Genomic DNA, 13,017 nt, shown 5'->3' on the forward strand with positions numbered 1-13,017 from the left:
TCCGGGCCCGGGCGCCCGCGCCCGGGCCCCCACACAACAGGAGCAGCGATGGTCTCGTCAGCGGCGCACCCCGGCATGCTGTCCGGTGAGGTGCGCGACATCGAAGCGGACTCGGTGGTGCGGATCGTACGGGCGCACGCGCGGCTGCGGCCGGATGCCGTGGCCGTCCGGTCCGGTGGCACGTCCACGACGTACCGGGAGCTGTGGCACCGCGCCCTCGTCGTGGCCGCCGTGCTGGAGGAGGCCGGGGTGGGTCCCGGCGACCGGGTGGCCGTGTGGGCCGACCGTACCGCCGGGGTGATCGCCGCCGCGCTCGGCGCCATGTCGCTGCGTGCCGCCTACGTGCCCATCGACCCCACCCACCCCTCCGAACGCGTCGGCACGGTGCTCGCCGGGGCCCGCCCGGCGGCCCTCGTCCACGACGGACCCGTGGCCGGGGGCCGGCTGCCGCTCGTCGACGTGCCCGTCATCGACGTGGCGGAGCTCGCGGACGTCCCCGCCCCGCCGGAGCGCCAACCGCCGCGCGGCGAGGACATCGCGTACGTCGTGTTCACCTCCGGCTCGACCGGCACCCCCAAGGGCGTGATGGTCCCGCACGCCTCGCTCGCCAACTACGTGGCCTGGTGCGGCTCCCTCGTCGGGGCGGACGGCAGCGGCAGCCCGCTGTTCGCCAGCCTGGGCTACGACCTGGCCATGACGTCCCTGTGGGTGCCGCTCGCCCAGGGCGCGCGGGTGGTCACCGTGCCCGGGCTGTGGGACCAGGCCACGCTGTTCGGCGCCGGGGCGGACCCGTACACCTTCATCAAGCTCACGCCGTCCCACGCCCGGTTCTTCGAGGCCCTCGCCGAGCCTCCCCGCTACGACCGGACGACCCGGCTGCTGATGTTCGGGGGCGAGGCGCTCGACCCGGCGCTCATCACCGCGCTGGGCCCCCGGCTCGACGGGGTGCGGCTGGTCAACCACTACGGGCCGACCGAGACCACGATCGGCTGCTGCGCCCACCGCTTCGACAACACCGCCCTGCCCGGCACGCCCACCGTGCCCATCGGCACACCCGCCTGGAACACCCGCGCCTACGTGGTGGACGAGGAGCTGCGGCCCCTTCCGCCCGGCCGCCCCGGCGAACTGGTGATCGCCGGGCGTGCCGTCGCCGCCGGGTACCTGGGCGGCGCGGGGGCGGGCGACCGGTTCATCGACGAGCGGGAACTGGGCGGCGCGCCCGGCCCGGCGTACCGCACCGGCGACATGGCCGAGCTGCTCCCCGAGCGGCTCCTGCTCCACCTCGGGCGCCGGGACGACCAGTGGAAGGTCAACGGCTACCGCGTCGAGCTGGGCGAGCTGCGCCACCACGTGCTGGCCGTCCCCGGCGTCGCCGACGCGGCCTTCGACGTCGTCCGGGGCCCCGTCGACAGCCTGGAGCTGTTCGTCCGCGCCACCGACCCGGAGCGCACCGACGGCGAGGCGCTCGCCGGGACGCTGCGCAAGGCGCTCTCCGAGGCGCTGCCCTCGGGCCTGGTACCCAATGAGGTGCACGTCGTCCGGGAGATCGTGTTCAACTCCAACGGCAAGTGCGATGTCGCCGCCACGAGGCGGCAGTTGGAGCGCCTGGCCCGTTAGCGGGAGCACCGCGCGGGGGAGCACCGCGTATCAGAGGACGGTCAGTGGCGTGTCAGCGGAATCCGACAGCATGACCATGCGTCGGGCACACGACGTGCGCGACATACGACTCTGATACGGGAGTGAGTGGGCGACGTGTCGAACCCCTTTGACGACCAGGACGGAACGTTTCTCGTACTCGTGAACGGCGAGGGCCAGCACTCCTTGTGGCCGGCCTTCGCCCAGCGGCCGGACGGCTGGACGGTCGCCCTCGACGAGAGCCCGCGCGACGCGGCGCTCGCGTACGTCGAGGAGAACTGGACGGACATGCGCCCCCTGAGCCTGCGCGAGTCCAGTGCCCCGCGGGCCTCTTGAGGGATCCCGACCCGTGGACATGGCGATTCAGGCCGAGGGGCTGCGCAAGGGGTACGGGCGGACCCAGGCGCTGCGCGGGGTCGACCTCGCGGTGCCGGCCGGCACGGTGCTGGGTCTGCTCGGGCCGAACGGCGCCGGCAAGACCACCACGGTGCGCACGCTGGCGACGCTGCTCGTCCCGGACGGCGGCCGCGCCGAGGTCGCCGGGTACGACGTGGTGCGCCGGCCGCGCGAGGTGCGCCGCCGGATCGGCCTGGCCGGCCAGTACGCGGCGGTGGACGAACTCCTCACCGGGCGCGAGAACCTGGTGCTGATCGGCACGCTGCTGCACCTGGGCAGGCGGGCCGCGCGGGAGCGGGCGGCGGAGCTGCTCGACCGCTTCGAGCTGACGGGCGCGGGCGACCGGCCGGCCCGTACGTACTCGGGCGGTATGCGGCGGCGCCTGGACCTGGCCGCCTGCCTGGTCGCGCGGCCCTCGGTGCTCTTCCTCGACGAACCGACCACCGGGCTGGACCCGGTGAGCCGGATGGCCCTGTGGTCGGCGGTGCGGGAACTCGTCACCGACGGCGTCACCGTCCTGCTGACCACGCAGTACCTGGAGGAGGCCGACTACCTCGCCGACCGGATCGTGGTCGTGGACGCCGGCCGGGTGATCGCCGACGGCACGCCCAACGAACTCAAGCGCAAGGTCGGCGAGGAACGGCTGGAAATCGTTGTCACGCACCCGGACGGAGTGCCGGCGGCGGTGTCCGCGCTGCGCCGGGTGACCGCCGGCGAGCCGGTCGTGGACCGCGACAAGGGCGTCGTCTCCATCGCCGTCGGTGACGGCGTGGACAGCATGGACGGCATCGCCACGGCGGCCGCCGCGCTGCGCCGGGAGAACGTCGAGGTCGCCGACTTCGCACTGCGGCGGCCGACTCTCGACGACGTCTTCGTCTCCCTCACCGGCCGCTCCGCCTAAACGTTTCTCCGCGTTTCTCCGCGTCTTCTCTTCTCTTTTTCTCTTCCCGCGCCTGCCCGCGGGACTACGGGGGCCACCATGCAGAGAATCCACTTCGACGCCGCCGACTTCGCCAGAACCCGGCTGCGGCCCACCGTGGGGCCGCTCGTGGAGACGGCCTTCGCGGCCGGCCTCCTCAGCCGCAGCGTCGGCGCGCCCTACGCACGGTGGCGCAGCCAGGTCTCCAAACGGCTGCCCCGATGGTCGTCGCCGCCCGCGCACGGCGGTGGCGCCCTCGACCCGGAGCTGCTCGTCGCGCACGCCGAGCGGTATGGCGACGACCCGGGTACGGCGAACGGGCCCGCCGGGCTGCCGGAGGTCTGGCGCGCGGCGGTGGCCCCGTACTGGGACCAGTTGCGCGCGTATCTGGAGGCCGAGTGCGAGGCGCGCGGCAGGATCGTGATGGCCGGGGGAGTGGAGCAGCTCCTGGCCACGCTGCACCCCCGGATGAACTGGCGCGCCCCCGTCCTGGAGATCCCGGGCGGGCCCGACGAGGACATCCACCTCGACGGGCGGGGCCTGGTCCTCACGCCGTCGGTGTTCCTCAACCACCGGCCCGGCCGGCTGATGGCGGCCACGGCGGAGAACGGCCAGGCGGTGCTGGCGTTCGCGGCGCCGCCCGACCCCGCGCGCGCCGCCGCGCTGTGGGAGGAGCCCGACGGCCGGGAGCAGTCGCTCGGCGCCCTGGTCGGCCAGACCCGGGCGGCGGCGCTGCGCGTGCTGCGGGCCACCTGCACCACCAGCCAGCTCGCCGACCAGCTCGGCATCTCCGCGGCGGGCGCCAGCCAGCACACCGCGGTGCTGCGCGAGACCGGCCTGATCACCACCCGCCGCATCCGCAACACCGTGCTGCACACGGTGACCCCGCTGGGTGTCGCCCTGCTCGACGGCCGGGTCGTCCGCCAGCTACCGCCCCAGAACGTCGTCCGTCAGCGGGGGCGCTCCGCCCTGGAGAGCTTCCCGCACCAGCGGCGCGCCTCGTAACCCGCGTAGGCCGCGCACGTCGCGTATGCCGCACAGGCAAGAGCCCCGGTACGGGCAGCGTACCGGGGCTCTTCCGTGCCTTGTGTTCCCCTACTCGCGCACGCCCGCCATCTCGCCGGGCTTGCCGCGCAGGACCAGCCTCGCCGACAGCAGCGTGGTGGCCAGGGTCAGCCCCAGCGCGGCCCCGACCACCCCGACGAAGATCCACGGGGAGCCGTCCGGGACGGGTGAGCCCAGCACGCTGATGCTCAGCGGTACGAGCGTGAGCGCCGCGACCAGCACGCCGAGCACGATGCCGGCGGCGGCCACCAGGAACGCCTCGACCGTCATCATCTGCATCACCTGGCGGCGCGTGGAGCCGATGAGCCGCTGGAGCATGAACTCCCGCCGCCGCTCGGTCGTGGAGATCACCTGGGTGTTCACCAGGGCGATCGTCGCGTACCCCACCACCATGCCGAGCAGCAGGTACGACATCCACGTCTGCGTCTCGTCCGCCTCCGCCTGGACGACGGCCAGCGCCGCGCGGTCGGCGACCCGCAGACCGGGGTGGTCGGTGGCGAGCGCGGACAGGGTCCGGGCGAGCTCGGCCTGGTCCGCCCCCGGCTCGGCCTTCACCATGATCTGCGGCAGCAGACCGGAGTCGGTGTGCGGCACCAGGAGGGCGGCGGGCAGCAGCGCGGTCTCGTAGCCGCGCCGGCCGTCGACCGTGGCGACCAGGGTCAGTTCGACCCGGGTGCCGTCGCCCAGCCGCATCGGCACCTTGTCGCCGAGCTTGTGCCCGGACGCCTCGGCGAACGCGGTCGGCAGGGCGACGGTGTCGCCGGTCAGCTCCGTCAGGCTGCCGCGGGCGGCCCGGAACGCGGTCGTCCGGTCCAGCCCGGCGGGGGTGACGCCCTGCATCGGCACCTCGGTGGGCTCGGGCTCGTCGGGCTCGTCGCCCTCGTCCTCGCTGCCGGGCGCCGGCTTCTTGGGGGCGGGCGGGTCGATGTAGCCGATGGTGGAGACCTGGGCGGACGCGGCTTCGACGCCGGGCTGCCGGGCGACGGTCTCGACCAGGTCCAGCGGCAGACCGCCGCTGACGGAGGTGACGACCAGGTCGGCCCGCAGGTTCTCCCGGAACGCCCGCTCCCCGCCGCTGGACTGGGTGGTCTGGAGGTAGATCAGCGCCAGGGCCAGGCCGCTGGCGAGCATGACGGGCATCACCGCGCCCGCGAACCGGCTCGTGCGCGCCTTGGCGTTGAGCGAGGCGAGCGAGCCCGCGAGGCCGGTGAAGGCGCGCAGCGGCCCGCGCAGCGCCGCGGTGATCATCTTGGCGAGGCCCGGACCGAGCAGGCCGAAACCGGCCGTCCACAGCATCGCCGCCGGGGTCGCCGTGCTGCCCGCCGACGGGCCGGCCATGTTCGCGGTGACCAGGGCGAGCGCGGTGCCGCCGCCGAGGAAGAGCAGCGCGAAGACCAGCCGGGACTTGCTGAACCAGCGCTGCTGGAGGGAGGCTTCGGCCAGCGCCTCGGTCGGCCGGGTGCGGGTCGCGGCCCGTGCGCCGAGGAACGCCGCGCCGAGCGCGGTGAGCAGCGCCGTGGCGACGCCGACGGCCATCGGGACGAAGCCCGCGCGGAAGGCGATGGTCTCCGGGACGACGCCCGCACCGGCGAAGGCGTCCAGCAGCCACCGGCCGATCATCGGGCCGGGGAAGCAGGCGAGCGCGGTGGCGAACACGGCGATGAACAGCGTCTCGCCCAGCACCATCCGCCGGAGCTGGGCCGGGGTGGCACCGATCGCCCGCAGCAGCGCGGACTCCCGCTGCCGCTGGTTGAGCGACAGGCCGACCGTGCTGGAGACGACGAAGACGGTGACGGCGGCGGACAGGCCGCCGAACACGGAGGCGAGGGTGACGAGTTTGCTGCCCTCGGCGATGACGTCGGGGTTCTCCGCCCAGCCGCGTTCGTCGCCGGACAGCACCTGCGCCGGTCCCTCACCCACCTCCTTCTCGATGGCCTGCTCGACCGGTCCGAGGGCGGTGCCGGGTGCCGTGAACACGCCGATGGTGTCGGCCTGCCCGGGCCGGCCGGTGGCCTCGGCGGCCTCGGTGTCGGTCAGGAAGACCGTCGCCGGGTCGCCGGAACCGGGGCCGGAGACCAGGGCGGTGACGCGGTAGCTGTCGGCCGTGCCGCGCAGCGCCAGCCGCAGTTCCTGGCCGACACGTACGCCGTTCCCGGCCGCGAACCGCGCGTCCAGGGCGATCTCGCCCGCCGCCGACGGCGCCTTGCCCTGCTCGACGCGGTACGGGGCGAGCTTGGCGGACGACCAGCCGTGGCCGGTCAGTTGGGCGCCGGCCTGCTGTGCGCCGGCCTGCTTGTCGCCCAGCACGGCGGCCGGGAACGAGACGTCCGCGACGGCGTCGGTGACGCCCGGCACCGCCTTGATCCGGTCCACCAGCGCGGTGTCGACGCGGATGCGCTCGGGGAACATGTCGCGCCGGGTGCCGGGGTAGCGCTGGTCGCCGGTGACGACGACCTGGGCGGCGGCGAGGCGCTCGGGCGGGGCGGCCCGGTGCAGGCCCGTCTCGAAGAGGCCGCCGCACCCCACGACGATCGCCGCGCCGAAGAACAGCGCGATGAACGTCGCGATGAAGCCGCCCTTGTGGAACCGGAGGGTCTTGAGCGCGAGCCTGATCATCGCCGTGCCCCCCGGCCGTGGGAGGAGCCCGGGGCGGCGGCGGGCTCGTTGCCCCAGGCGCCGAGGTGGGTCATCCGCTCGGCGACCTGGTCGGCGGTCGGCCGGTCCAGGGCGCTGACGATCCGTCCGTCGGCCAGGAACAGCACACGGTCCGCGTGCGCGGCGGCCATCGGGTCGTGGGTGACCATCACGATGGTCTGCCCGGCCCACTGGACGGCCTCGCGCAGCAGCGTGAGCACCTCGCGCGCGGTGTACGTGTCCAGGGCGCCGGTCGGCTCGTCACCGAAGATGACGGCGGGCTTGGTGATCAGCGCCCGGGCGATCGCGACGCGCTGCTGCTGGCCGCCGGAGAGTTCACCGGGGCGGTTGCCCCGCCGGGCCGACAGGCCGACGCGCTCGATGACCTCGTCGACCTCGGCCCGCTTGGGCCGGCGGCCGGCGAGGCGCAGCGGCAGGGTGACGTTGTCGACCACGCTGAGCGCGGGGAGCAGGTTGAACGCCTGGAAGATGAAGCCGATGCGCTCGCGGCGGAGCTTGGTCAGCTCCTTCTCGCCCAGCGGGGCGAGGTCCACGCCGTCGAGCAGCACGGTCCCCGACGTGGGCCGGTCGAGCCCGGCCGCGCAGTGCAGGAAGGTGCTCTTGCCGGAACCGGAGGGGCCCATGACGGCCGTGAAGCTGCCGCGCGGTAAGCCGATGGTCACGCCGTCGAGGGCGGCCACCTGGTTCTTCGAGCCGCCGTAGACCTTGCGTACGGAATCGAGCTTGACGACCTCGTAGCCGCCGCCGTTTCCTGCGTAACCGTGCGGGCTCGGTGTCCCGTTCATGTGCGGTGTCCTCCGTGTGCGGTGGGCCCGGGGACCGGGCGTGATGGGGTGAGCGAGAGCGGGCCGGGCGCGGCGAGCACGTGCTTGGCCTCGGCGAGCGGGTCCGGCGGGGGGCGGAGCAGGGTGTGGGCGACGGTCAGGTGCAGCCGGGCGGCAGCGACCACGGCGTACGAGGCGTACATGGCCAGGACGAGGAAGACGGCCGAGGCGGCCAGCGCGGCCGGCCAGGTGTCGATCCAGATCCCCGCGCCCGTGCCGTCCGACCGGCCGAGCCGCACGCCGTCCGCGAAACCCCCGTCCGCCTGGCGGGATTCGACGGCCCAGAACCACAGCGGCAGTGACACCCCGGTGAGCAGGGGCAGCCAGACCGCCAGCGTGAGCGCGTCGAGGAGCAGCAGGAACGGGTGGAGCAGGATCAGGTAGCAGCAGTCGCGGTAGAAGGCGGGATCGGTGCAGCGGGCCTTCAGGTGCCCGACGAGCCCCGGCTCGGTGACCTCCTGGTACGCGTACGGGACCGGCGCGTCGACCAGCACGGCCCGGCCGCGCTCGACCTGGGCGCAGCACCGGACCACCCACACCGAACCGATGGTGAGCGCCACGGTCACGGTCAACTGGCTGAAGACGATGCCCACGAGGACCGCGGCGGTCGCCACCGCGAAGAACACGGTGCCGGCCACCACGTACCCCGCGAGGTACCCGGTCGCCCGCCACGGGGCGGCGGACAGCAGCATCCGCAGCGGGTTCCGCTGCCGCGTCAACCGCCGTGCGGGCAGCATCGACGCCCGCACGGCCGCCACGACGGAAGGCCGCCGCCGCGCCCGGGTGGCCCGGGCCCTCCTGGGGGCCAGCCCCCGGGACGGCGAGCCGGGCGCGGTGCGGGTCGGGGTGCGGAGCCCGGGTGCTGACGTGGCGTCGGGTTCGGCGCCGGACCGGGTGCCGGGCGGAATCCCCGGCCCGGCGCCCGACGGGGTGCCGGAGGAGGCCGACTGGCGCGTCCAGGACGGGTCGGCGGCGGCCTCCCGGGCCGTCCCCGGCGCGGTGCCGGACGAGGTACCGGGCGGGGTACCCGGCGGGGTGCCGGGGGTGGCGTCGGGCGGCGTCGTCGGCGTAACCCCCGGCGTGGTGCCGGGCGGGGTGCCGAACGGGTGGGCGGGGGTGGTCATCCCACGCTCCGGAGCAGGGTTTCGATCGACTTGAGCCGGTCGTCGAGCGCGCCGAGCTGCCGGCGCAGGGCCTCGTGGCCGGCGCTCGCCTCCTCGGCGAGCTTGCGGTAGGAGGCCATGGCGACGGCGTCGGCGCGGTGGCGCTGGAGCCGGAAGTAGGCGACCACGCTGAGGGTGCTGCCACCGGCGATGATCAGGATGATGGCGATCGTGATGACGGCGCCGGTCATGTGGGGATTCCCTTCACGTCACTGACTGTGCCTTCCGTGTCCGCCGCCACGGCCGCGGCTATCGTGCGGGCGTTCACACGCAGGTCGAACGGGGCCAGCTCGAAGTACTTCAGCGCCTTGCCGCTCTTCGACAGCTCCAGGCTGCCGACCACCAGGCCGGCCTTTTCCAGCCGCTCCAGGTGCATGTACAGCAGCGGTCTCGACATCCCCAGCCGGCGGGCCAGCTCGCTGACGTACATCCGCCCGCCGGCGATCTCCGCGATGACCCGGAGGCGCTGTGCGTGGCCCACGGCGGCGAGCACGGCCAGCAGCTCCTCGCTCGTCATGGTCCACGCCCTCTCACTGCCGGAAGCATGTAAGTCGAGACTTACACATGCCTTGGAGGGCTGTCAAACGTCATGCAGGACCTTCTCCTGTCCGGGCAGCGCGAAGGCCCGGCCCCCGGAAGGGGAACCGGGCCTGGTGTACGACGGGCCGTCACATGGCGGACCAGGAGCGGAACTGCCGCAGCCCGTAGAGCAGCGGGGGATGGTCGTGCCGCTCGACGATGTGGCGTGCGGTGCCGAACACGGTGACGTGGCTGCCGATCTTCTGGGTCAGGACGACGTCGCAGTCGGCGACGGTGTGCGCGTCCCGGGACAGGTGGGGGCCCGCCATGTCCGGCGTCTGCTCCCACGGGAGGAGGTCGAAGCGGCGCGGGTTGCCCGAGGCGAAGAGCTCGGCGGCCTCCTGGGCGCCCTCGTGCAGCAGGTTGACCGCGAACACGCCGCTTTTCATGATCGCCTCCAGCGTCGGGCTGCCGTCCCGGAGGCAGACCAGCAGCGTCGGCGGATCGAGCGACACGCTGCACACCGAGGAGCACGTCATCCCGCGCGGGGCGCCCTCGTGGTCGGTGGTGGTCACCACGCAGACACCGGTGGGGAAGCCGCTCATCATGGCGCGGAAGCCGTCGGGGGTGGCCCGAGCGGACACCGGGGGGGCGGTGGGGGTCGGGGTCCGTATCGCGGGGTCGGTCATCGCGTACCGCTTTCTGTCTCTACGGGAAGCTTGTCGCGGTCGGAAACGTCGTGCCGGGCGAGGGCGGGACGCCCCGTGAGGCGCTCCGTGCGGCGCCGCGCACGGCTTTCGTCGCGGCGGTCGAGCACGTTCAGCAGCGGGCCGGTCATGGCGGTCGTCACGAGGGCCATCACCACCAGCGCCAGCACCAGCGGCGCCGACAGGATGCCCGCGCTGAACCCGGCCTGGAGCACGATGAGTTCGGTCAGGCCCCGGGTGTTCACCAGCACGCCGATCCGCCACGCGGTGGAGCGCGGCAGGCCGCCGAGGCGGGCACCGGCGTAACCGCCGAACAGCTTGCCGGCGCAGCCGAGCACCACGGCCACCACGATCAGCGACCAGGAGCCGGCGGAGAACGCGCCGGTCAGCACGGTGATGCCGGTGACCACGAAGAACACGGGCGCCAGCGCGCGCCCCGCCCGGGACACCGTGGACACCGCGCCGGCCCAGGGGGCCCGCTCGTCACCGGGGACGGCCAGCCCGACCAGGGCGGCACCGAGGATGGCGGTCATGCCCATGTGCTCCATGGCCAGCGCCACGCCCAGCGCCGAGGCGCCGAGCGCGACCGCCGTGGTCCTCGGGACTCGTACGCAGAGCCCGCGCGCCGCGCGCGTACGCAGCGCGTACCGGACCGCCAGCGCGCACACCGCGCCGAACAGCAGCGCCCGCGCGGAGTCCAGCGAGCTCGTCAGGTCGCCCGCGCCGAGGCTGATCGCGACGGTGAGCAGCAGCCACCCGACCGCGTCGATGGCGATGGCCGACGCCAGCGCGAGCCGGCCCGCCGCCGACTCGCCCATGCCCCGGTCGGAGAGGATCCGCGACATCACCGGCACCGCCGTGATCGACATGGCCACGGCGACCATCAGGACGAAGGCGGGCAGCGGCGCGGTGCCCCGGACCGCCGCGCCCCCGGTGAGGGCCACCCAGCCGGTCAGCAGCAGTCCGGTGAGCAGGGGCGGCACCAGGGAGCCGGCGACCACCCAGCCCATGGTGTGGCGCGGCGGCCGGTCGGGACCGATCCGCAGTTTGTGGGCGAGGCCGACGAGGAACAGCACCAGGCCGGCCTGGCCGAGGAGTTTGAGGATGTCGAACACGGGGCCGGGCAGCAGCGCGTCGAGGGAGGTCTTGCCGAACAGGGCGATCACGGCGGGCCCGGCCAGCAGGCCCACCGTGATCTCCCCGATGACCTCCGGCTGACGCAGCCGCCGGGCGGCCGACCTCCCCGCCGCGGCGAGCAGCAGCACGACGGCGAGCGCCGCCACCGCGTGTGCGCTCCGCAGCAGGAGGTCCTGGACGTCCATGGCGTGGGGGGTCCTTCCCGATCGGCTCGGTGAGCGCCGGTCAGCGCAACTGCGTGAAGTAGTCGTAGGCCTTCGGCAGTACCTGGGTCAGCCGCTCCGTCTTCTCCCGGATCTGCTCGAACTCCCGCTGCGCGGCGCCGGCGTCGGCCAGGGCGAGCGCGGGCGACGGCTTCAGCTCGATGCCGCCCATCCCGAGGAGGATGCACATGTACGAGTACGGCGGCAGCCCGTGGTAGTACGGGAAGACCGTCTCCGAGTCGGGGAGCTGCACCTTCCACTTCTCGATGCGCTCGGCGAGGGAGTCGGGGATCTGCCGGGTCTTGGTGTCACGCCAGTACTGCGTGTCGTTCCGCTTGGCCGCCACGTAGTGCAGCACCAGGAACTCCCGTACGCCGTCCATGACATGGGAAATGGCGCTGTTGTACAGATCGCGGTGCGTGGAATTCCAGTCCGCGCCCGGGAAGTTCTTGACCAACTGCTCGATGGCGTGGTGGATGAAGAAGATACCGGTGGATTCCAGCGGCTCGACGAATCCGCTGGACAGGCCGATGGCCACGCAGTTCTTGACCCAGGAATTCCGGCTGCGGCCGATGCGCATACGGATGTGATTGGCCTCGACATCGGCGGCGGCCGGGCCGACGAATTCCCGCAGAGTGCGCTCGGCCTCTTCCGGGGAGAGGTAGTCCTTGGCGTACACGTATCCGGTGCCGACGCGGCCCGTCAGCGGAATCGTCCAGATCCAGCCGGCGTCCTGGGCGGTCGCCGTCGTGCACGGCAGAATGCCCCGGCGCTCCATGTCCATCGGCACCTGGAGCGCGACCGCGCTGTCATTGGGAAGGGTGTCCTGGTAGGAGATGAACGGCTCTTCCAGGGCCTGGTTCAGCAGCACCCCGCGGAATCCGGTGCAGTCGATGAACAGGTCGCCGGTGAGGTCGCCGTGCTCGGCCGTGCGCACCCCGGTGATCCAGCCCCGGTCGTCCAGGGAGACCTCCCGGACGTCGTCCACGATGTGCCTGACGCCGCGCTCGACCGAGTACGTCGTCAGGTACTTGGCGAGCAGCGCGGCCTCGAACTGGTAGGCGTAGGGGAACTGCGTCTTGCCCTGGTGCTCGGACATCGTCAGGCCCTGCATCTCGTCCGCGCCCTCGTCGAAGGGCTGGTCGATGAGCCTGCCGTCGCGGTGGCGCGGGCTGAGACCGGCGTCGATGACGGACGCCATCACGAAGCAGTCCTTGTCGAACCGGTCCGTCGGGCCCTGCTTGAGCCACCAGTCGGTGAGCGGGAAGCCGTTGACCGACCTCATCTGCTCGAAGGGGTGGTAGAAGTAGTGCCCCTTCTCGCGCCAGTTCTCGAACCGGACGGCGAGCTTGTACGTGGCGTTGCAGGCCGGCATCCAGTCCTTCTCCTTGAGTCCCAGGAACTCGAAGAAGTGGCGGATGTCGCTGAACGTGGCCTCGCCGACGCCGACGGTGCCGACGTTGCCCGATTCCACGAGCGTGATGTTTATTCGGTCACCGAAGGCGGCCTTGAGATAGGAGGCCGTCATCCAGCCCGCCGTTCCGCCGCCCACGATCACTACGTTGTTGAGCACTGATTACTCCCGTCGGTAGCTCCACGAGTTCCGGTTCCGGAAGGCCGGATTTCCGGTCGCCGATGGCACCGGCCCGACCGTGCATTCCTCGGGGTGGCGCCACCGATGAAGAACCCTAGGCAGGCGGGGAAGAGCGGGACAGATCATTAAGCGTTGGACGAAAATCGCAGGCCGCCACGGCGGTTGACGCGATGTCAGCACTGTGTCAGCGGGAAGCGGCA

12 protein-coding genes are annotated in these 13,017 nt (G+C 73.0%); 4 read left to right on the plus strand and 8 right to left on the minus strand.

Features of this window, described 5'->3' with window-relative positions:
- Nucleotides 1-48 precede the first annotated feature (48 nt).
- From AB0J57_RS20400 to AB0J57_RS20415, 4 genes are all read left to right on the plus strand, one after another.
- Entirely contained in the window at nt 49-1,617 is a 1,569-nt protein-coding gene (locus AB0J57_RS20400) for an amino acid adenylation domain-containing protein (RefSeq protein WP_366129642.1), read from the plus strand.
- Nucleotides 1,618-1,752: 135 nt separating this feature from the next.
- Nucleotides 1,753-1,971, plus strand: coding sequence for an MbtH family protein (locus tag AB0J57_RS20405; RefSeq protein ID WP_362319600.1), 219 nt, complete (start codon nt 1,753-1,755; stop codon nt 1,969-1,971).
- Nucleotides 1,972-1,990: 19 nt separating this feature from the next.
- Entirely contained in the window at nt 1,991-2,932 is a 942-nt protein-coding gene (locus tag AB0J57_RS20410) for an ATP-binding cassette domain-containing protein (RefSeq protein WP_366129908.1), read from the plus strand.
- A 78-nt stretch (nt 2,933-3,010) separates the two neighbouring features.
- Nucleotides 3,011-3,955: a winged helix-turn-helix domain-containing protein gene (locus tag AB0J57_RS20415; protein WP_366129643.1), complete on the plus strand. Its 945-nt coding sequence runs from the start codon at nt 3,011-3,013 to the stop codon at nt 3,953-3,955.
- Nucleotides 3,956-4,045: 90 nt separating this feature from the next.
- Here AB0J57_RS20415 and AB0J57_RS20420 read toward each other — a convergent pair whose 3' ends face one another.
- The 8 genes from AB0J57_RS20420 to AB0J57_RS20455 form a co-directional block, all read right to left on the minus strand.
- Complete coding sequence (locus tag AB0J57_RS20420) at nt 4,046-6,631, minus strand: FtsX-like permease family protein (RefSeq protein WP_366129644.1); 2,586 nt, start codon at nt 6,629-6,631, stop codon at nt 4,046-4,048.
- On the minus strand, nt 6,628-7,455 hold the full coding sequence (locus AB0J57_RS20425; RefSeq protein WP_366129645.1) for an ABC transporter ATP-binding protein: 828 nt from the start codon (nt 7,453-7,455) through the stop codon (nt 6,628-6,630). Before AB0J57_RS20425 ends, AB0J57_RS20420 begins: the two co-directional genes overlap by 4 nt.
- Nucleotides 7,452-8,618, minus strand: a complete 1,167-nt coding sequence (locus AB0J57_RS20430; protein WP_366129646.1) for a sensor domain-containing protein — start codon at nt 8,616-8,618, stop codon at nt 7,452-7,454. The genes AB0J57_RS20425 and AB0J57_RS20430 overlap by 4 nt, the downstream gene beginning before the upstream one ends.
- The gene (locus tag AB0J57_RS20435) at nt 8,615-8,848 is read right to left on the minus strand and encodes a hypothetical protein (protein WP_366129647.1); all 234 of its coding nucleotides are present in this window, start codon (nt 8,846-8,848) and stop codon (nt 8,615-8,617) included. The genes AB0J57_RS20430 and AB0J57_RS20435 overlap by 4 nt, the downstream gene beginning before the upstream one ends.
- The gene (locus AB0J57_RS20440) at nt 8,845-9,174 is read right to left on the minus strand and encodes a winged helix-turn-helix domain-containing protein (RefSeq protein ID WP_366129648.1); all 330 of its coding nucleotides are present in this window, start codon (nt 9,172-9,174) and stop codon (nt 8,845-8,847) included. The genes AB0J57_RS20435 and AB0J57_RS20440 overlap by 4 nt, the downstream gene beginning before the upstream one ends.
- 151 nt (nt 9,175-9,325) lie before the next feature.
- The gene (locus tag AB0J57_RS20445; RefSeq protein ID WP_366129649.1) at nt 9,326-9,865 is read right to left on the minus strand and encodes a flavin reductase family protein; all 540 of its coding nucleotides are present in this window, start codon (nt 9,863-9,865) and stop codon (nt 9,326-9,328) included.
- Nucleotides 9,862-11,205 carry a cation:proton antiporter gene (locus AB0J57_RS20450; RefSeq protein WP_366129650.1) on the minus strand — a complete coding sequence of 448 codons (1,344 nt, stop codon included), beginning with the start codon at nt 11,203-11,205 and terminating at the stop codon, nt 9,862-9,864. Before AB0J57_RS20450 ends, AB0J57_RS20445 begins: the two co-directional genes overlap by 4 nt.
- Before the next feature lie 40 nt (nt 11,206-11,245).
- On the minus strand, nt 11,246-12,796 hold the full coding sequence (locus tag AB0J57_RS20455) for a tryptophan halogenase family protein (protein ID WP_366129651.1): 1,551 nt from the start codon (nt 12,794-12,796) through the stop codon (nt 11,246-11,248).
- Nucleotides 12,797-13,017: the final 221 nt, after the last annotated feature.

The sequence above is a fragment of the Streptomyces sp. NPDC049837 genome (assembly GCF_040674455.1).
Taxonomy (GTDB): domain Bacteria; phylum Actinomycetota; class Actinomycetes; order Streptomycetales; family Streptomycetaceae; genus Streptomyces.

Excerpts from the sequence above, each read along its gene's own strand:
- AB0J57_RS20420 (WP_366129644.1), bottom strand. The coding sequence starts at position 6,631 with ATGATCAGGCTCGCGCTCAAGACCCTCCGGTTCCACAAGGGCGGCTTC.
- AB0J57_RS20430 (WP_366129646.1), bottom strand. The coding sequence starts at position 8,618 with ATGACCACCCCCGCCCACCCGTTCGGCACCCCGCCCGGCACCACGCCG.
- AB0J57_RS20450 (WP_366129650.1), bottom strand. The coding sequence starts at position 11,205 with ATGGACGTCCAGGACCTCCTGCTGCGGAGCGCACACGCGGTGGCGGCG.
- AB0J57_RS20440 (WP_366129648.1), bottom strand. The coding sequence starts at position 9,174 with ATGACGAGCGAGGAGCTGCTGGCCGTGCTCGCCGCCGTGGGCCACGCA.
- AB0J57_RS20415 (WP_366129643.1), top strand. The coding sequence starts at position 3,011 with ATGCAGAGAATCCACTTCGACGCCGCCGACTTCGCCAGAACCCGGCTG.
- AB0J57_RS20425 (WP_366129645.1), bottom strand. The coding sequence starts at position 7,455 with ATGAACGGGACACCGAGCCCGCACGGTTACGCAGGAAACGGCGGCGGC.
- AB0J57_RS20400 (WP_366129642.1), top strand. The coding sequence starts at position 49 with ATGGTCTCGTCAGCGGCGCACCCCGGCATGCTGTCCGGTGAGGTGCGC.
- AB0J57_RS20435 (WP_366129647.1), bottom strand. The coding sequence starts at position 8,848 with ATGACCGGCGCCGTCATCACGATCGCCATCATCCTGATCATCGCCGGT.
- AB0J57_RS20445 (WP_366129649.1), bottom strand. The coding sequence starts at position 9,865 with ATGACCGACCCCGCGATACGGACCCCGACCCCCACCGCCCCCCCGGTG.
- AB0J57_RS20410 (WP_366129908.1), top strand. The coding sequence starts at position 1,991 with ATGGCGATTCAGGCCGAGGGGCTGCGCAAGGGGTACGGGCGGACCCAG.